General features: G+C 57.3%; 15 protein-coding genes and 1 tRNA gene. 2 read left to right on the top strand and 14 right to left on the bottom strand.

All coding sequences use genetic code 11. The features are described from left to right. Positions 1-43: 43 nt before the first annotated feature. From QUE75_RS06830 to QUE75_RS06785, 10 genes are all read right to left on the bottom strand, one after another. Positions 44-1,192 (bottom strand): WD40/YVTN/BNR-like repeat-containing protein, encoded by a 1,149-nt coding sequence (locus QUE75_RS06830; RefSeq protein WP_286254605.1) that lies wholly within the window; start codon positions 1,190-1,192, stop codon positions 44-46. A 140-nt stretch (positions 1,193-1,332) separates the two neighbouring features. Further along, positions 1,333-2,721: a DUF1329 domain-containing protein gene (locus QUE75_RS06825; protein WP_061331697.1), complete on the bottom strand. Its 1,389-nt coding sequence runs from the start codon at positions 2,719-2,721 to the stop codon at positions 1,333-1,335. Positions 2,722-2,898: 177 nt separating this feature from the next. Continuing rightward, the gene (pepN, locus tag QUE75_RS06820) at positions 2,899-5,541 is read right to left on the bottom strand and encodes an aminopeptidase N (protein WP_286254601.1); all 2,643 of its coding nucleotides are present in this window, start codon (positions 5,539-5,541) and stop codon (positions 2,899-2,901) included. A gap of 30 nt (positions 5,542-5,571) precedes the next feature. Continuing rightward, positions 5,572-6,408: a DUF2797 domain-containing protein gene (locus tag QUE75_RS06815; protein WP_286254599.1), complete on the bottom strand. Its 837-nt coding sequence runs from the start codon at positions 6,406-6,408 to the stop codon at positions 5,572-5,574. Next, positions 6,405-6,704, bottom strand: a complete 300-nt coding sequence (locus QUE75_RS06810) for a YeaC family protein (RefSeq protein WP_058093123.1) — start codon at positions 6,702-6,704, stop codon at positions 6,405-6,407. Before QUE75_RS06810 ends, QUE75_RS06815 begins: the two co-directional genes overlap by 4 nt. Before the next feature lie 175 nt (positions 6,705-6,879). Continuing rightward, positions 6,880-7,569, bottom strand: a complete 690-nt coding sequence (locus QUE75_RS06805; protein WP_286255619.1) for a rhomboid family intramembrane serine protease — start codon at positions 7,567-7,569, stop codon at positions 6,880-6,882. Between the two features lie 2 nt (positions 7,570-7,571). After that, a complete protein-coding gene (locus QUE75_RS06800; protein WP_106695340.1) occupies positions 7,572-8,585 on the bottom strand; it encodes a metallophosphoesterase in 1,014 nt (337 codons plus the stop codon). 2 nt (positions 8,586-8,587) lie between these two features. Beyond that, positions 8,588-9,472 (bottom strand): NAD(+) kinase, encoded by an 885-nt coding sequence (locus QUE75_RS06795; RefSeq protein ID WP_058093152.1) that lies wholly within the window; start codon positions 9,470-9,472, stop codon positions 8,588-8,590. A gap of 112 nt (positions 9,473-9,584) precedes the next feature. Next, complete coding sequence (locus QUE75_RS06790; RefSeq protein WP_061331692.1) at positions 9,585-10,814, bottom strand: hypothetical protein; 1,230 nt, start codon at positions 10,812-10,814, stop codon at positions 9,585-9,587. Between the two features lie 139 nt (positions 10,815-10,953). Then, positions 10,954-13,017 (bottom strand): NADPH-dependent 2,4-dienoyl-CoA reductase, encoded by a 2,064-nt coding sequence (locus QUE75_RS06785; protein WP_286254592.1) that lies wholly within the window; start codon positions 13,015-13,017, stop codon positions 10,954-10,956. A 139-nt stretch (positions 13,018-13,156) separates the two neighbouring features. Here QUE75_RS06785 and QUE75_RS06780 point away from each other — a divergent pair, with 139 nt between their 5' ends. Next, positions 13,157-14,200 (top strand): AraC family transcriptional regulator, encoded by a 1,044-nt coding sequence (locus QUE75_RS06780; protein WP_286254590.1) that lies wholly within the window; start codon positions 13,157-13,159, stop codon positions 14,198-14,200. A 26-nt stretch (positions 14,201-14,226) separates the two neighbouring features. Here the strand turns inward: QUE75_RS06780 and QUE75_RS06775 are convergent. Further along, a tRNA-Asp gene (locus QUE75_RS06775) sits at positions 14,227-14,303 on the bottom strand. A gap of 122 nt (positions 14,304-14,425) precedes the next feature. After that, entirely contained in the window at positions 14,426-15,457 is a 1,032-nt protein-coding gene (locus QUE75_RS06770; protein ID WP_061331690.1) for an AraC family transcriptional regulator, read from the bottom strand. Between the two features lie 247 nt (positions 15,458-15,704). Here QUE75_RS06770 and QUE75_RS06765 point away from each other — a divergent pair, with 247 nt between their 5' ends. Beyond that, entirely contained in the window at positions 15,705-16,577 is an 873-nt protein-coding gene (locus tag QUE75_RS06765) for a MaoC family dehydratase (protein ID WP_286254587.1), read from the top strand. A 47-nt stretch (positions 16,578-16,624) separates the two neighbouring features. Here the strand turns inward: QUE75_RS06765 and QUE75_RS06760 are convergent, their stop codons facing one another. After that, a complete protein-coding gene (locus QUE75_RS06760) occupies positions 16,625-18,190 on the bottom strand; it encodes an ATP-binding response regulator (protein WP_286254585.1) in 1,566 nt (521 codons plus the stop codon). Positions 18,191-18,241: 51 nt separating this feature from the next. Then, positions 18,242-18,862, bottom strand: coding sequence for a response regulator FixJ (fixJ, locus tag QUE75_RS06755; RefSeq protein ID WP_058093114.1), 621 nt, complete (start codon positions 18,860-18,862; stop codon positions 18,242-18,244). Positions 18,863-18,897 lie beyond the last annotated feature (35 nt).

The raw sequence follows: 18,897 nt of genomic DNA, 5'->3' as shown, positions 1-18,897 counted from the left end.
AAAGCCCCTCTATCCATTAATCTGTTGATGCCACACCAGGGCGTTAATTCGGATTCCGACCACGAGCGTCGGTGAACTTGACACCGCCCTCGCCAACCAGAAGAAGATTGGTTCCTTGCAGGGGAACAACGGCCATCACACCTTCCCGATCGTTCCGGAAGTACACCCGGAAGCTCTCGCCGCCATTGGTACTCATAAGCACGGCGCCACCATTGCCCACCAGGGTAATCCTGCCGTCGTCTGCAACCGCACCGTTATTAATGGTTGCACCGCCCTCGTTGGGAACCACCGTCCAGCTGCGGCCAAGGTCGGTCGAGCGGAAGGTGTTGCCCCGCAGACCAAACGTCAACACTTCGTTAACCTGGCCAGTACCCATAACCCCAAACAAAGACCCCTCATAGGGGCTTTCACGGCGTTCCCAGGTATCGCCACCGTCCACCGACACATGGATCTGCCCGGCTTCACCAACCGCTACCAGGGCACCACCGGTAACCTGAGTGATGCTGTTGAGGTGAAAGTTCTGAGGATTATCCAGGTTCGGCGCCCAGTCTTCCCAGTTTTCGCCGCCATCCTGGGTTCTCAGGATCATGCCGTACGCACCTACCACAAACCCGTGGCTGTCATCTTCAAACCAGACATCCAGAAACGGGTTTACCGGCCCGACATCCTGGTCTGCCTGCATGTTCTCAAGAGTAAAGAACAGATCGTCAAGCGCCCACTCCAGATCCGTTTTCTCATCGTCTTCAGCCTGTTCGATCTGTTCTTCCAGTTCGGCAATTTGAGACTGCTTGCTTTCAATAGCCAGGGTTGAAGCCTGATTACCGTCCAGCTGCAAGGTCCAGTTCTCTCCACCGTCCGACGAATGCAACACCACGCCGCTATGACCAACCGCCCAGCCGTGCTGTTCGGTGCCGAAGTCCACGGCGTTGAGTGTCAGGGAAACCGGCACAGCCCCCTGCACCCAGGTGTGCCCCTCATCATCCGAGAAGATCACGTGCCCACGCTCTCCAACGGCAACAATCCGCTCACCGGCACGCGTTGCGTCATTCAGCAACGATTCCGGCGCCAGCAGTGTCGGGCGGGCAGGAGTTTCAAGAATATCTGGCACCGCAAATGCCGCGGGGGCTGCCAGTACCATGGAGAACCCCAGACAGGCAGACCCCAGTGTCTCGCATATGAACCTATTAGCCATTCAAATTGCCTTTACGTTGATTGTATCTTGTTGCGTTATCCCTGAGCCTCGCAGAAGCACAAACAAACCGGCAGCCATAAGGCCGCCGGTATATCTGGCACTACTACTGCCACTCCGGGATCAGACTGTGCGCCGAGTCCTTAGCGCACACTCCGCCGACGCAGCGAGGCCGGTGAGAAATAACGTTTATTCGGTACATCGTCGGTAAACACCCGAGTACCGGATTCTTCCGTATCCAGACCCAGCACGTGGTAACGGCGAGCCTGAAGGTCGTGGTACACGTCCAGCACTGTCCACACGCCGGGCAGCTCATAATAGTTCTTGGGGATACCCATGGTCACGCGCCACAGCTCTCCACGACCGTCGTACTGGTCCAGCAGCACGGTATTCCAGCTGTCCGCATCCACATAGAAACGACGCTTACCGTAAATGTGCCGCTCGCCCTGCTTGAGGGTGGCTTCTACCACGTGCACGCGGTGCAGCTCCCAGCGGGTCAGATCAGGATTCAGATGGGAAATACCCAGAATCTCGGAATACGGTGTGCCTTTTTCGCCAATCCGGTAGTTGTTATAAGGGATGTATATTTCCCTCATACCCTCGTAGTTCCAGTTGTAGCGATCCATGGCACCGTTAAAGATATCGGTGTCATCCGCGGTGCGCAGGTTATCGGCCGCCGCGATCGGGGAATCGTACCCGAGGTTAGGGGCACGACGAACCCGCCGCTGGCCAGCATTGTAACCCCAACCGTTGCGAGGGTTGATAATCTGGTTGAGTGTCTCGTGAATCAGAATGGCACCGCCGGCAAGGCGGGGCGGAGACTGGGTGAACGAGAGGTAGTAGAAAATGATGTTATCGAGATCGGCTTCGCCGCCTTCCGGGTTGTAGAAGTTAAAGAAAGCTTCCTGCTGCGAGGTCACCAGACCATAATCACCGTTGGTCTGAACCGCCACTTCACTGGAACGACGGGTAACGGAAATACCGCGCCACCGGGTCAGATGGTTCCAGACCACCTGCCAGGCTTTTTCTTCATCGGTACCGTGCAGGATCGGGAACGGGTAACCGCCAAACGCTCCGCTCAAGCCCTCGGCCTGTCCGACAATTTCCGCGTTGACTGCGTTCTTGCGGGTATTCTCGGCAACCCAGTCGGGCACGGCATGGGTGCGGCGCGACTGGTACACCGGAATACGGAATGTGGTTGGGTAGGTACGGAGCATGGCCCTGACGCCATCGGTCAGGTACTCGTCGTACTGCTCCATGTTGGAGGCGGTAATCGTGAACAACACCTGATCGTCCGGGAACGGGTTGATGTGGTGCTGCCCACTGCCTTCGTAACCAGCCGGGGGCTCTGTCAGCCCGCCAGTCCAGGCAGGAATGGTACCAGCTTCATTGCCAGCCTTGATGGACCCGAAGGGCGTCAGGTCCTGACCGAGGCGGTTTGCCTCAGCGGCAGACACACCGGCGTGAACCGGTGCAGCTGCAAACGAAAGCGCAAGCAGCCCGCCCAAAAATGCGTTCTTGTTGTATCTCATTGTGCAACCTTAAATCCGTCTGGGAGCCTCTACAGGGCTTTATTGTTATGGTCTGACGTAATCGCAGACTTTCCATCAGATTAGCCGATTGAGCAACATTGTCTATCGACCGAAAGTGCGATTTTGTATCTGGCTGTGACGACGGCTTTACAATCACAGCCAGGGTACGAGCCTGGGTCAGTCCGCCAGGCTCTTGTGAACCACCTCGTACACGTCTCGTGAAAGCTCGTTTTTGTCACGAATCCGCTCAAGGGCGGTCTTCATCTGACTGCTGTATTGCGGTGAAAACTTCTTCCACCGGGTAAGCGGAGACACCAACCGGGCAGCAATCTGCGGGTTGCTGTCGTCCAGTCGACACACCTGGTCCGCCAGGAACCGGTAACCACTGCCATCCGGTTTATGGAAAGCTGCCAGGTTCTGGCCAGCAAACACCCCGACCACAGAACGCACCTTGTTGGGGTTCTTCCAGTCGAAGGCCGGATGCTCCAACAACGCCTGGATCTGCGGCAACTGCCCTGCCCGGTCGCTGGACGCCTGCACCGAGAACCAGAGTTCAACCACCTGCGGGTCATCCTGGAAACGCCCGAAGAATTCTGCCAGGGCCCTGATCCGATCCGATTCAAAACCGGAATTCACCAGGGCACGCAAGGCGCCGAGCCGGTCCGTCATGTTATCCGCCTGCTCAAACTGCTCAACGGCCAGCGCCCGCCCCTGCTCATCATCAATGTGCAGCAGCCACGCCAACGCTGTATTACGAAGGCTGCGACGGGCGATGGCACCCGGCGTCAGCTGATAATCGCCCTGACCAGCGTTGCGCTGATAACAGGCCAGCAGGTCATCGCGGAGCGCCTGGGCCAGATGCGTCAGAACCTGCTCCCGGGCGTCATGAATGGCCGGCACGTCGGCCTGCTCGGAAAGCTCGATCAGATAGGCTTCCGAAGGCAACAGCAGCATCTTGGCCACAAGCGCCTGGTCCAACTCGGTATCGTTCAACAACAGGCGATAGGCTTCCACCAGCCGTGGTTCAATTTCCGTGCCCTGAGGCGCGTCAACCAATGACTGGATAACATCGACCGCCAGTTTCTGGCCAGCATCCCACCGGTTAAAGCCATCCGGATCATGACTCATCAGGAACAACAGCTGTTCGCGGGTCCAGGGGTAATGAACCCTCACCGGGGCGGAAAAATCCCTCAGCAACGACGGCACCGGCCGTTCCTTGAGTCCATGGAACTCAAAGCTGTGTTGCGTCTCAGTCAGTTCAAGCACCCGCTCAGCGGGACCGTTGCTGTCCTCCGCCCCCATATTCAGAGGCAGCGGCTGCCCTTCGGAATCAAGCAGGCCGATCGCAAACGGAATATGCTGCGGCTTTTTCCCGGACTGTCCGGGCGTATCCGGAATCGACTGCCGGATATCCAGTCGATACACACCTTGTGCCTCATCGTAATGATCCGCTACCGCCAACACCGGCGTGCCCGCCTGCTCGTACCACAAACGGAACTGGCTCAGGTTGCGCCCGGAGGCGTCTTCCATTGCCCGAACAAAGTCATCGGTAGTGACGGCCTGGCCGTCGTGGCGGTCAAAGTAGAGGTCACTGCCCTTCCTGAACAGCTCGGCGCCGAGCAGGTTGTGAATCATCCGCACCACTTCTGCGCCCTTTTCATAGATGGTCAGGGTGTAGAAGTTGGAGATTTCCATGTACGAGGCCGGCCGAACCGGATGCGCCATGGGGCCGGCATCTTCGGCAAACTGCGCAGTGCGCAGCAAGGTTGCGTCTTCAATCCGTTTGACGGTGGGCGACCCCATATCCGCCGAGAACTGGGAATCCCGGAACACCGTAAAGCCTTCTTTCAGGCTTAGCTGGAACCAGTCACGGCAGGTAACCCGGTTGCCGGACCAGTTATGGAAATACTCATGGGCAACAATGGCTTCGATGCGCTGGAAAGCGGCATCCGTGGCCGTGTTCTGGCTGGCAAGCACGCAGGATGAATTGAAAATGTTCAGGCCCTTGTTTTCCATGGCCCCCATATTGAAATCATCCACCGCTACGATCATGAAGATATCAAGATCGTACTCACGGCCGTAAACCTCTTCATCCCAGCGCATCGAACGCTTGAGCGCATCCATGGCGTAATCGCACTTACGTGCGTTGCGCGCCTCCACGTAGATACGCAGATCTATGTTGCGACCGGAACAGGTTGTAAAGGTGTCTCGTTTCTCAACGAGATCGCCCGCCACCAACGCAAACAGGTAGGCTGGTTTCGGGAATGGGTCTTCCCAGGTGACAAAGTGACGGCCGTTCTCAAGATCACCTTGCTCAACAGGATTACCATTGGACAGCAATACCGGGTAGGCGGATTTATCGGCTTCAACGCGGGTCTGGAAGCGCGCCATCACGTCCGGCCGATCCGGGTAATAGGTGATACAGCGGAAGCCTTCGGCCTCGCACTGGGTGCAGAACATGCCCGATGATTTGTACAACCCTTCCAGGCGAGTGTTGTTCTGCGGCTCAATCCAGGTGACTACGGTCAGCTCGAAGACCTCCGGCACCGCTTGGACCACCAGCTTGTCGCCCTCATTTTGGTATTCATCGCTGGCCAGGGGCTGACCGTTCAAGGCCAGAGATTCCAGAGTCAGGCCGTCGCCATCCAGCTCCAGCGGGGCGCTGCTCTGCGCAGCGGCGGGATTGCGGCGTATGGATAAGGTACTGTGCACCCGCGCGCCGTCCTCGAACAGTTCAAACCTCAGGCTGACATGGTCCACCAGATACGCCGGCGCCTGGTACTCGCTCAGGTAGATGGTTTGTGGCTGGTTGGTACGCATTCACTCTCTCCAGACGGTAAACTTCCGCGCTCAGTCAAGAACCCGGAACCGGACTTCGTAGCCGGTAAATTTTCGAATATTGATCACACCGGTATCGAGCATCAGGTACTGGCCCTTGATCCCCTCCAGCAGCCCTTCGACTTCCGGGGTTTTATCCAGATTATGGGTTTTCACTTTCGACGGCCACACCTGAACCGGATAACCAAGCCCAAGTGAGGCCTCGTCCACAACCCGGATACTGTCCTCACCATGTTGCGCCCGTAATTGCGCCAACTCGTCTTCAATAAGCTCCAGCATTTTCCGGCGCTCCTGAACCAGGTCCAGCTCTGGCACATCGCCCTTGAGCATCGCACGCCAGTTGGTCCGATCCGCCACATGGCTCTTGCACGCCACTTCCACCAGACCGGACAGGTAACGGCTGGCTACCCGCAGCATGGGAATGGCTGTCACCGCGCCCTGGTCGATCCAGCGAGTCGGCACTTGCGAGCCCCGGGTAATACCCACCTTCAAGCCACTGGAATTGGCCAGGTAGACCACGTGCTCCACCATGCAATTCGCCTCGCCCCACTCGGGCTCCCGGCAGGTACCCAGATGGTAATGGCACTTCTCAGGACTCATTATGCAACTGTCACAGGCAGCGAGTTTGCGGAAACAGGGATAACAGTAGCCCTGGTTGAAACTCTTCTTGGTGGTGCGGTCGCAGTGGATGCAGCGAATCACACCGTCAAAGTCCAGTCGCACCTTCTGGCCAATCAGGTCGTTCAGGGGAATGCGGGTGTCACCCACGGCCAGGGTGTAGGCCACCGGATCGCCGGCTTGCGCCGGCATCTTACGCAAGCGGCCGGTTACATCAATTGACTCGCTCAAACCTTGACCTCGACGAACTGGTCTGGATCCACATCGTTGCCGTTCTGGCGATCTTTACGAAACTGCACGGATGGATCACAGGCGGTACCGGCTTTCTCGCCCCGGTCCAGATAGCCCACCCGCTGCTCTTCGGGCACATTGTGTTTGTTCTCGTAATAGATAACCGCTTCCAGGCTGATTTCCCGCTGCTCTCGGGTCATTGCCCTTCCATCAGGCCATTTACCAAGCTCGATAGATTGCTTGAGGTTCCGGTATACAGTCGGATCCAGCCGTTCAATGAGTTCGTCGTAGGTCATTACCCACCTCCTGAAAAATCATTCATAAAAAAATCGGCAAATCCGTTTGACAGATGGAAATGATAACAATTATCATTATCTCACCAAATGACGACGGTCGTATCATTTGGTCTCTCTCATCAGGAGCTATAAGCTCTTTTAATGCCCCACCCTTTGGTGGGGCTTTTTTATGCCTTCACCGAAACCGCCCCCGGGCGGGCATCACCGCTGCCAACGCCAGACCACCCACAAAGCCTCCCAGGTGAGCCTCGTTAGCCATCCGGCCCAGGCCAATCACTTCCGGGATAGGCGTAAAGCCGATCACCATCCACACCAGGGCAAAGGTGACCAACGCAGGTGGAAACTGGAATCTGGGCCGGCGTTGCTGGCTCAGCCAACAGTAACCAAGGATGCCATAAACGACACCCGACAAACCTCCGAACAGGGGGCCAGACACCAGATACTGCAACAGATTGGCGGACAGACTGGTTACCAGGAACAGCGCCACCAGGCGGGCGCGACCATCAATCCATTCAATCTGGCTGCCCAGAAACCAGAGCATGACCGAGTTGAAAATGATGTGGGTCCAGCTGAAATGCAGGAAATCCGGTGAAATCAGGCGCCACAACTGCCCGCTTGCCACTGTCGCAGAGAGCGCATCCAACCTCCCGCCCAGGGAACTGAACAGGTCCCAGGAATAGTGCCTCGGATCGACGATCATCATGGCCGCGGCCAGGGGGTTCTGCCCCATGGATGTCAGCCACACCATGGCAACGGCGATGCCGATCACGCTCACAACAAACGGTGCATGCCGGGGAGCCGGCTGCCAGCGCCCGCTGGGGGTAATCGGAGATGATGTATGTTGGTCCAAACTAACCTCGCTGATACTTAGCGCGCCACGCTGTCTTCACTGGTGGGATAATCCGGCTGCTCGGGACGATCCACCTCTACCCAGACAAACTTGTCGCGGGAAAGTGCCTTTTCATCATCCAGCCGATAGGCCACCAGCTTGCCGTACTTTACGGCGCTGTAATCGATACAGGCCACATTCGACTTCAAAGGTGCCGGCTCACCATCCATCCAGTAATGCCCGACGAAGACCGGCGGCGCATCCAGCGGATAAGTAATCAGTTGTTTACGCTCATCCTCCCGCAATCTCATGGACGCCACTTCCGGTGGTAATGGGTCTGGCTGGAACACCACATCGGCGTATGTTTGTGGGTTGTCGGCCCAGAACTTGGTGCGGAAGAATTCCCGAACATAGCCATCCCGCCCGGTAATCTTGACCCCTGGCGGCAGGCGCAAGTCAGTGCCACGCAACAAGGTGTCCATCACCTGGCCGGCGAAAGATTCGATGGCGGCCGAGGCATGAAGAAAGTCTTCATCAATACAGGCACCGCCCTGATTCTGCCGGAACTTGTCTATCAGATCCTGATCCCAGCAGGCATGCACCACCCGGAAGTGCTCCTCTTCGATGAACAGCGGAATACTGTAAAACCACTCCAGAAAATCGTTCCACTCATGGGGATACGCATCGAACTGCTCAAGAGTTTCCTTGATCAGGCGGTCATGGCGAGGGTTGTGTTCGCGCAGGAATTGCTTGCCACTGCCCGGCCGCGCCCGGGTGCAGTAGCCGAGGGCATTGTATTCATGGTTGCCCATAACGATGCGGGCGGCACCGTGCTCCACCATGTCTCGCACCAGATGCAGGGCCTCACGGATTCTTGGGCCCCGATCGATGATGTCGCCAATAAAAATGGCCTGGCGCCGGGGATGCTGGTAAATGCCGTTCTGTTTACGATACCCCATCTGCTGGAGCAACCGCTCCAGGGTGTGGGCACAACCGTGAATGTCACCAATAATGTCGTAACCGCGGCTCGCGGTTGAAGTCTGTCCCGCCATAATCAACTCGCTGCTATTTCGCTTGCCCAACCCAGCTTGTCACGGCAGGTGGCATAGAAATTGTGATCGGTCGGGTGGATCAGACGGATCTTGAACGGCTTTTTGGTAATTCGGATGATATCCCCGGGCGCACAGGCAATGTTCATCTGGCCATCAAAGCTGACTTGCGGGTAGGTTTCGTTGGTTTCACCAATCACCAGTTTGATTTCACTCTTGCCGTCGACCACGATCGGGCGACTGCTCAGGGTATGCGGGAACATGGGCACCAGCACCACAGCATCCAGTTTCGGGTGCATGATGGGACCACCTGCTGACAGGGAATAGGCAGTTGAGCCGGTAGGCGTGGCAACAATCAAGCCATCGGAACGCTGGCTGTAAACAAAGTGGCCATCAATGTAGAGGTCAAAACCGATCATCCGGGTAGACTTACCGGGGTGCAGCACCACATCGTTCAGGGCAGAACCGTAGCCCAGGGGCTGGCCATTACGTTCCACATGGCCATCCAACAGGAACCGCGATTCCTCGATATATTCACCCTCAAGCACCCGGGCCAGGCGCTCTTCGAGGTCAGATGGAGAAATATCCGTCAGGAAGCCCAGGCGGCCGCGGTTGACCCCCAGAATCGGGATCTTGGATTTGGCCAGTTCACGGGCAGCCCCCAGCAAACTACCGTCCCCGCCCACGACAATGACCAGGTCGCAGATTTCGCCCAGCAGTTTTTTGCTGGCGACCTGCAGGCCATGGCCCGGAATCATGGTGGAGGTATCTTCCTCGATGATGACGTGGTAGTTGTTGGCCGTCAGGTACTGCTTGAGCTGCCGCAGAGACTCAACCACCTTGACGCTGCCCATGCGCCCGACAATGCCGATATTCCTGAACTGATCCATGAAGTATCCCGTGGTGTCTGAATGAGACAGGAAAGGCATGGCCCCTCCTGTTCTGTAACGAACAGAGCCACAGTTTAACGAATCTCAGGCAGATACTGAAAAAAGATCCGCGTCAGGACCGGTGCTGCTCGCAATGATCATCTACCCCTGGCTGGAATTCCGCCGGCTGGGTTACGCGCATGATCGGCTCACCGCAGGCATTTCCGTCACTATCCACGTGGCGGCAAACCGGGTGTTCGTAGTGTGCCAGCCAGTCTTTGTAGGCCGGCTCGTTCATACCGCAACGCTCGGCGGCATAGGCCACCGGGTTGCCAAAATAGGTATCGATATCGTCGTAAGGCAGTGTGATATGGCCCACGCCGGGATGATAGGCAACCAGGAATACGGACTGGCTCTGCAACTGTTCCAGCAGCGAATCCTCGGGCGGTACCTGGTGGCGAAGCTCGTGGTTTTCCTGCTCAAGGGCAACAATTTTGTCATCCCGAAGCTCCAGCTCCCTTTGCTTGCGCTCCAGCTGTTCATGCAGCAGAACGGTCTCGGCGTCAGCATGAACGTCCTTACGCTGGCGGGCGTCGCCCTCCGCCATTTTTTCCTGCATGGAGAGATATTGCTCGTTGCGCTGAGCCAGGCGCTGTTTGAGCTGTTCATTGCTGATCCGGGTGCGTTCGTATCGCTGTTCCAGATCTGACATTTCGCTGCGCAGAGCCTGCATTTCGAGACGATGCTCACGCTGGAGGTCAGCCAGGGAATCCCGATGCACACTTTGGAGGGTTTTGATCCTGAGCCGCTGTTCACGGAGGATCTGGGCAACACGGGCCCGGTCACGGTTATCCTCGACGGGCTGCTCCACACTCGCCGCGGTCAGGACCGGAATATTCTCTTCTTCCGGTTCCACCTTCTGGAAACGCAAAGCGTTGGCGTCAACCGCTTTGCGGATCAACTGGAAGTGGTTACTGCCCGGTGTCATGTCCGGGTCCCAGAGTTCCTGGGCAAATGCCGGATCAGGACACTGGCTCCTACAAACCAGCCGGATAGCACCGCCGCCCATATCCGGCCCCTTGGCGCCTTTCTCTGCCAACGCCTCGATAGGCACGTTCCAATGACTGTCGGCCCGCCCCTCATCATCAAACCAGATACGGAAGAAAACCAGCGACCGAACCGTCAACTCCGGTGAAAGGTTGACCAGCACCGCCCGAACATCTGTCTCGGCAAGATCAGACAGGCCAACATAGCCGTCCAGAAACGCGCCAAATTCAGACAACCGCATCTGCCGGGCAACCTGACTGCCCTCCATAAAGAAAACCGCCGAATACCCGTCGGCTGCCTGCCCGGCATTAACCATTCACTTTCTCCATGCTTCGGAAAACTCTTGTTATGGACGCCCGATGCGGGAAGAGAGTTCCATCCCCCTCCCGCTCTTCAACTCCATAGTCTAGCCAGACCTTAACCGAAACACAGAGAAAAACTGCAACGTTTTGTGATCAGATCTCCGCTGCCAGGCGGCTACCCTGATCAATGGCCCGCTTTGCATCCAGCTCTGCCGCCACATCGGCACCACCGATCAGATGCACCGGCAAACCGGCTGCTTCCAGGCCTGCCTGCAGCTCACGCAGCGGCTCCTGACCAGCACACACGATGATGGTATCCACCGGCAACACTTTTTCCTCGCCCTGCTCGGCACCTTTCGGTGTGATGGTGATGTGCAGGCCTTCGTCATCAATCTTGCGATAGCTGACGCCGGGCACCATCTGCACGTTGCGGTGCTTGAGAGAGGTACGATGAATCCAGCCGGTGGTCTTGCCCAGGTTCTTGCCAACTTTCGAGGCCTTGCGCTGCAGCAGGTAGACCTCCCGCGCAGGCTCAGGCACCTGAGGCTGAACACCCTGAATACCGCCACGGTGTTCAACCGTCAGATCCACGCCCCACTCCTTCATGAAGTGCTCGGTGTTCAACGAAGGCGATTCCCCCTTGTGGACGATGAATTCAGACACATCGAAGCCGATACCACCCGCACCGATGACAGCTACCTTCTGACCAACCGGCTTGCGCTCCAACAGCGCATCCAGGTAGCCAATCACCTTCGGGTGATCAATGCCTTCGATCTCCGGTGTGCGTGGCTCCACGCCAGTGGCCAGGACCACCTCATCAAAGCCACCGGCTTTGATGTCCTCTGCGGTAACGCGGGTATTGAGCCGAATATCAACGCCATGTTTGTCGAGCATCACCCGGAAGTAGCGCAGGGTTTCGTAAAATTCTTCCTTGCCCGGAATGCGTTTGGCCACATTGAATTGGCCGCCCACCTCGCTGCCGGCGTCAAAGACAGTGACTTTATGCCCACGCTCGGCGGCAACCGAGGCAAACGCCAGGCCTGCGGGGCCAGCACCAACCACCGCAACCGACTTCGGCGTAGCCGTCTTCACGTACGCCAGTTCGGTTTCGTGGCAGGCGCGGGGATTGACCAGGCAGGACGTCAGCTTGCCGCTAAACGTGTGATCAAGACAGGCCTGGTTACAGCCGATACAGGTATTAATCTCCTCGGCGCGGTCTTCCACAGCTTTGCGCACCAGGTCAGCGTCTGCCAGGAATGGGCGGGCCATGGACACCATATCCGCATCACCTTCTGCCAGAACCTTCTCGGCAACGTCCGGCATATTGATCCGGTTGGTGGTTACCAACGGAATACTGACCTCGCCTTTAAGCCGGGCCGTTACCTTGGTAAAGGCACCACGGGGCACGGATGTGGCGATGGTCGGCACACGGGCTTCGTGCCAGCCAATACCGGTGTTGATAATGGTGGCGCCCGCCTTCTCGATTTCCTTGGCCAGGTGCACCACTTCTTCCCAGGTACTGCCGTCTTCGATCAGATCGAGCATGGACAGGCGATAAATGATGATGAAGTTTTCGCCCACGCGCTCACGAACCCGGCGAACGATTTCAATGGGCAGGCGAATGCGGTTCTCGTAACTGCCACCCCACTGATCGGTGCGGTGGTTGGTGTGTTTGACAATGAACTGGTTAATGAAATAACCCTCGGAACCCATGATCTCCACGCCGTCGTATCCAGCGCGCTGGGCCAGGGCAGCACAGTTCACGTAGTCGTCGATCTGCTTCTGGATGCCGGCTTCGTCCAGCTCTTTGGGCTTGAACGGATTGATCGGCGCCTGGATAGCCGAAGGCGCGACCAGCTCAGGGGAATACGCATAACGGCCCGCATGCAGGATCTGCATACAGATTTTGCCGTCAGCCTCATGCACCGCCTGGGTAATCACCTTGTGCTTGTCAGATTCTTCCTCTGTGTTCATCTTGGCTGCGTGCTGGAATACCGCACCTTCGGTATTCGGGCCGATGCCACCGGTTACGATCAGGCCAACGCCACCAAGGGCACGCTCGGCGTAAAACGCAGCCAGACGCTCGAATCCGTTTTTCACTTCCTCCAGGCCGGTATGCATGGAACCCATCAGTGTGCGGTTACGCAGGGTGGTAAAGCCAAGGTCCAGTGGTTCAAGCAGGTGCGGGTACTTGCTCACGCCCGGTGATGCAGCCATTGGTAATCTCCTCATCGATTGTAGGATCGGGCAACCATCGCGCCCGTTGTTATGGCCCCTACACTACCCAGCTCCCGCCAGCGCAACAATATCCAAAAAGAACATTTTATTATCCCTGGATAACACCGATAATACGATCATGACCAATACATCCAGACCCAACCAGAATTCGCTGGGCGACATCAGCCTGCTCTATGCTTCCGTGCTGCTGCGCGCCACTGAGGCCGAGGGAGGTGATGCCGAAAAGCTAAAATCCCAGTTCCATCTGAACGACCCTGAGCTGGCCGCGCCGGAAGGACGCATCAGCATTCCCAGGTTCATGCGCCTGGGCCAGGCTGCCATCGCCACAACGGGCAACCCCGCCCTGGGCCTGCGTATGGGCGCCCTGACCCGCCCCATTGACGCCGGCATTGCCGGCCTGGCCGCAGAAACCGCCAACACCGTACACCAGTCCCTTGCCACACTGATACGGTATGCGCTGCTAAGCAGCCGGAACTCCAGAGGCGAGCCAAGTCTGGCGGCTGAACATCGTAAGGCCTGCTTCTATTCGATCAGTCCATACAACCAGTACAACTACTTTGTCGTGGACTCCATCCTTGCCGCCTGGACCCAACTGATCAGACACATGACCGGCCGTTACGACATCCTGGAACGGGTACGGATTGAGTATCCCTCGATCGGGCTGGACGAGGTATTCGAGAGCTGGTTTCGTTGCCCCGTGGAATTCGGCGCGAAGGAAAACTCGATTCGTCTGAAGGACAGCGTTTGGCTTCAGGCACCGAGCCAGGCGCACCAAGGTATGCACGAAAAACTGACCGCCTGGTGTGAACAGGAGCTACAGCAGATTCGCAAAGGCTGGAGTGTGGCTGACAGGGCCCGGTACCTGATGACGCCGTTATTGCGGGGAGAAACACCCACCATTGAAACCCTGGCCAACCGACTGGGAACAACGCCCTGGACACTGCAACGACAGCTTGCCAGTGAAGGAACCGGCTTTCGGGAGTTGCTGGACAACACTCGACGACAACTCGCACAAGACTATTTGCAGGAGACCAACAGCTCGCTTTCGGAAATCGCCTGGCTATTGGGATTCGCGAACCCACCAGCCTTCCACAAGGCCTATCGGCGCTGGTATGGCATAAGCCCGGGAGAATACCGGAAACACATCAAGGGAAGTAACTGAGGTAAAGCAAGGGGGGGGGATAAAAATGGCGGAGCGGACGGGACTCGAACCCGCGACCCCCGGCGTGACAGGCCGGTATTCTAACCAACTGAACTACCGCTCCGCGTTTGTTGCCTAACAGCCTGTTTGCTGACTGCTCGGTGACAACGAGGGCGCATTATAAAGAGGCCCCCGTTTATGTCAACGCTTTTACTGAACTTTTTTCAGATTTTTCCAAACCCCCGGTTACATGGCGTCAACCATGGCATCTTTGCCCTGGGCCGTCTTCCGGTATTCGATGGGCGTCATACCAGACCAGCGCTTGAACGCCCGATAGAACGTACTGGGTTCGGAAAAACCGGTGAGGTACACAATTTCATCAATGGACTCATCGGTGGTCGCAAGGAGCTGCCGCGCCAGCCGATAGCGGAAATCCGCCAGCACCTGGTTGAAGCTGGTTTCGGCCTCGGTGAGCCGGGTGCGCAAGGTTCTTGGTTTGATACCCAGCCGTTCTGCAACGGCATCCAGGGTCACCTCGCCGCTGTCCAGCAGCTCGGCGATGATGCGCTCCACCTGACCGACAATGTCCTTTTTCTCTAGCCGCGCCACCTGTTCACTGGCAAAGCGCTCGTGCAGCGCCAACAGTTCTGGTTCGGCGTGGGGAGAGGCGTGGGACAGCATCGCAGCGGGGAAATACAACCGGTTTTCTTCTGCGCCAAAAACCACGTTACAACCCAGAACTTCGCGTACGTGCTCGGCTCCCTGCTCCCGCCCATGCTCGAACTCGATTCGTGATGGGTAGAAATTGCCATCGGTGATGGACTTGAAGAAGGTAATCAGCCCCTGTACGAAGCACTCATTGAAGTGCTTGAGCTTGCGAATCTCATCGGAGGCGGCGTCCAGCACCATGCAGGCTTCTTCGCCTTCAATGAAGAAATCGGTATTGGCGGCATCGCTCAGCAAGCGCTGATAGTTCTGAGCCCGGCGCAGTCCCTCTCCGAAGGTTGGGCTGCTGAGAAACAGGTATTCGAGAACCTGGCCCTTGTAGGCGGGCAACAGCGGCCCCAGGTGCAGGCCTATGTCCGGGTCGCCGGAGACATCCTCCACCGCCTGCCAGAAGTAAAGCTGGGCGCTGTGGGGAGTGCGAAGCTGGTCTGTGTAGACGTAGTTCTCGTCAACGCCGAGGCGGCTGAATATGGCATCGGTATCGACACCCTTTTTCTTCATCGCCTCATAAATCAGGCGCAACATCACGCCCGCATCACGTAGTTCCTGCATAGTATCCCGCTATTTTATTTATATGGTTACTACTTTGACCCACCGGACAGTGCTCAGGGCACGGCGGGTCAATGCCCGATCTGGAGGGGTTTGCCAGACTGCGAGGCCGCCACGACTTTCGTCTTACATTAGAGCATATCAGGCCACAGACGCACAGTTGTACCAGAATGTAGAGAAAATCGGTAATTACGTTACTGATTCACGGGAAATTACCCGGCCGATCAGGCCAACAAGGGAGATGAATACCATGACAGAACCACTGATTTATCGCAGCACCCCACCCTCTCTGCTGCCCATGTTCGGCAGAGCACTGCTGCCAAAATCACACAAGCCCGGCGCCAACACAGAGATCCCGGAATTGCAGGCTGAGCTGCTGGGCGTGGCTACAGATACGCCGATGTTGTCCCGCTATCTGAACGTGTGCGGATTCAAGCCTGGCTCCACCCTGCCCATGACCTGGCCGCACATCCTTGCTTTCCCGCTGCACCTGAAATTGCTGACCGACAAACGGTTTCCACTGCCCCTGCTGGGCCTTGTGCATCTGCGCAACACCATCACCCAACACCGACCCATCCAGACCGGCGAAAACCTGGATATCCGGGTTACGTTGGGCAATCAGCAGAGCACGGAGCGCGGCATCGAGTTCGACCTGATCACCGAGGCGCGCTCTGCGGGCCGGCTGATCTGGGAGGAGGTAAGCACCAACCTGTTCCGGATGGCAAATGCTGAAGGTGGCAAGCCGAAAGCGCAACCGCCCAAACTCGAAACCTATCCGTTCAGCGAGTCCATCACGGCACCGGAGAACCTTGGGCGACGGTACGGGCAGGTATCCGGGGACCGCAACCCGATTCACATGCACGCATTGAGTGCCAAAGCCTTTGGCTTCCCACGGGCCATTGCCCATGGCATGTGGAGCAAAGCCCGGGCGCTGTCATTACTGGAACAGCAGGCTGACTGGCAATCCGGCCCTGTGCGGGTGAGCTGTCAGTTCAAGAAACCCCTGTTTCTGCCCGGCACCGCCCAACTGAACTGGCAGACCGCCAGCGACGCCTGGGATTACCAGCTCCTGAACAGCAAAGGCGATGCGCCACACCTGAGTGGTCGTATTGAATGGCTATAACGGCGGGATAAACGCTTCGATCTGGCCGCTCACCGCCAGATCGATGCTCAATCTGCTGCGCAGGGCTGCCCCTCAGCATTGGCAACAGGCAGCGTGAAGTAGAAGCAGGCACCACCCTCTTCCGGACGCTCATAGCCAATGTCGCCACCCTGGGCCTGAATCAGGGACCGGCAGGTGGCCAGACCAATGCCCATGCCTTCATCCTTGGTAGTGTAGAAGGGATGAAACAGCTTTTCCTCGGCATCCTCCGGCACACCCACCCCGTGATCGAGCACCTGAATGCGCACACACTGGTCACCGCATCGGCGGGCGCTGACTTCCACAGGCGTGGATGATTCGGCACTGCGAGTGGCTTCAAGGGCATTACGGATCAGGTTAAGGGCAACCTGCTGCACCTGAATCGGGTCCGCCAGTACGTCTGGCAGGTCATCTTCAACGCGGACATCAATACCGCCCTCGTTGTTCCTCATATCCACTTCCGCAAACTGCCGGGTGTCCTCCAGCAGCACCGGAACAGACAGGACTTCTTTACCAGTGGCAGGTTTTTTCATGAACCGGCGAATGCGGCGAATAATCTCACTGGCCCTGTGCGACTGCGCTTCGATCTTGTCGAGGGTTTCCTGAAGCAACACAAGGTCCGGTTGCTCCTTGGCCATCATGCGCTTGGACACCCGGGCATAATTGGTGATAGCGGTCAGCGGTTGGTTGACCTCATGGGCAAACCCTGCGGCCATCTCACCCATGGTGGTCAGGCGTGAGGTGTGGGCCAGTTGATCCCGCTGTTCCTGAACCAGGGCCCGCGCTTCCTCCAGGGCCAGTTCGTTGTCCAGTTCCACGGTAATGTCCCGAAACACAACCACCGCGCCATGCAACTCGCCGTCATCCAGTTTGGGGGTGGAACGATACTCCGCGGGGAAGCCACTGCCATCAGCGCGCAGCAGCCGGATATCACGCTGGTTTTCCGCCACACCTTGCCGGCAGGTGGCCATCACCGGCAGGCTGTCCTGGCACTCCGCCGCCGTCGAAAAGTGCAGTTCGAAAAAACTCTTGCCGATCAGGTCTTCCGCCGGGCATCCCATAATCATGGCGGCTGCGGGATTGGCAAATTCGATGATGCCGTTCTCGTCAAGGCCGTAGATGCCCTCGCTGATGGAGTTCAGGATGCGCGCCTGATCGCTCTGCAGCTCGCGGTTCCGGGCCTGGAGTTCCCGCTCGAGGCGAATCACCTGGGCGTGGGTTTTAACCCTTGCAATCACTTCCAGGGACTGGAATGGCTTGGAGATGTAGTCTGCACCACCCAGGCTGAAGCCTTTCACCTTGGCCTGCAGGTCGTCCAGGGCTGACAGGAATACAACGGCACAATCTGAGGTTTCCGGATCGGCTTTCAGGCGCTCACACACCTCATAGCCGTCCATTTCCGGCATCATGATATCCAGCAGAATCACTTCCGGATGATGGCGGTGGGCAAGGTCCAATGCTTTCTCGCCTTCGTTGGCGATCAGAAGCCGGTAGCCTTTGTCTTTCAGGGTCTCGTAGAGGACTTTCAGGTTCTGCGGGTTGTCATCAACCAGCAGAACCGTCACCTCGGAGTTCTCACTGACAACTTCAGTCATAGAAACATGGCCGGTTAAAAACGTCATTGTATGATGACGATACCGACAGACCTAGTCGATAAGTTCCTTTACGGACAGAACCATACGCACCAGATGTGCCAATGAATGGGTGCCCATCTTGTGCATCACACGGGACCGGTGAATCTCAACGGTGCGCTGGCTGATCTCAAGCTCGATGGCGATCACCTTGTTGGCCTGGCCCGCAATCATCCGATCCATGATTTCACGCTCGCGGGGTGTCAGGCTCTTGATACGGCGAACGATCTCCTGGCGCTCATCCAGAGATTTCCGCTGCTCACGATCCTGCTCCAGCGCCGCCTCGATCTTCTCCAGAAGCGCTTCTTCGCGATAGGGCTTCTGGATAAAGTCGACGGCACCTTCCTTCATGGCATCGACAGCCATAGGAACGTCGCCATGCCCCGTCACGAAAATAATGGGCAGGATCGAATGCTTGTCGTTGAGTTTTTTCTGCAACTCCATGCCGTCCATACCCGGCATACGGATATCCAGCACAATGCAGCCCGCCATCTGGTCAGAATAATCTGCCAGAAAAGAGCCGGCGCTTTCATAGGTTTTCACCGGCTTGCCATCGGATTTCAGCAACAATTCCAGTGAATCGCGGACGGCCTCGTCGTCCTCTACCACATACACAGTCTGCTGGATATCAGTCATGGATCTGTTTTCTCCTGTCCGTTTTATTATGGAGC

The sequence above is a fragment of the Marinobacter shengliensis genome (assembly GCF_030297115.1).
In the GTDB taxonomy this organism is placed as follows: domain Bacteria; phylum Pseudomonadota; class Gammaproteobacteria; order Pseudomonadales; family Oleiphilaceae; genus Marinobacter; species Marinobacter shengliensis.
The sequence above is the reverse complement of the archived record's forward strand: the minus strand, read 5'-3'. Positions and strand labels throughout refer to the sequence as shown.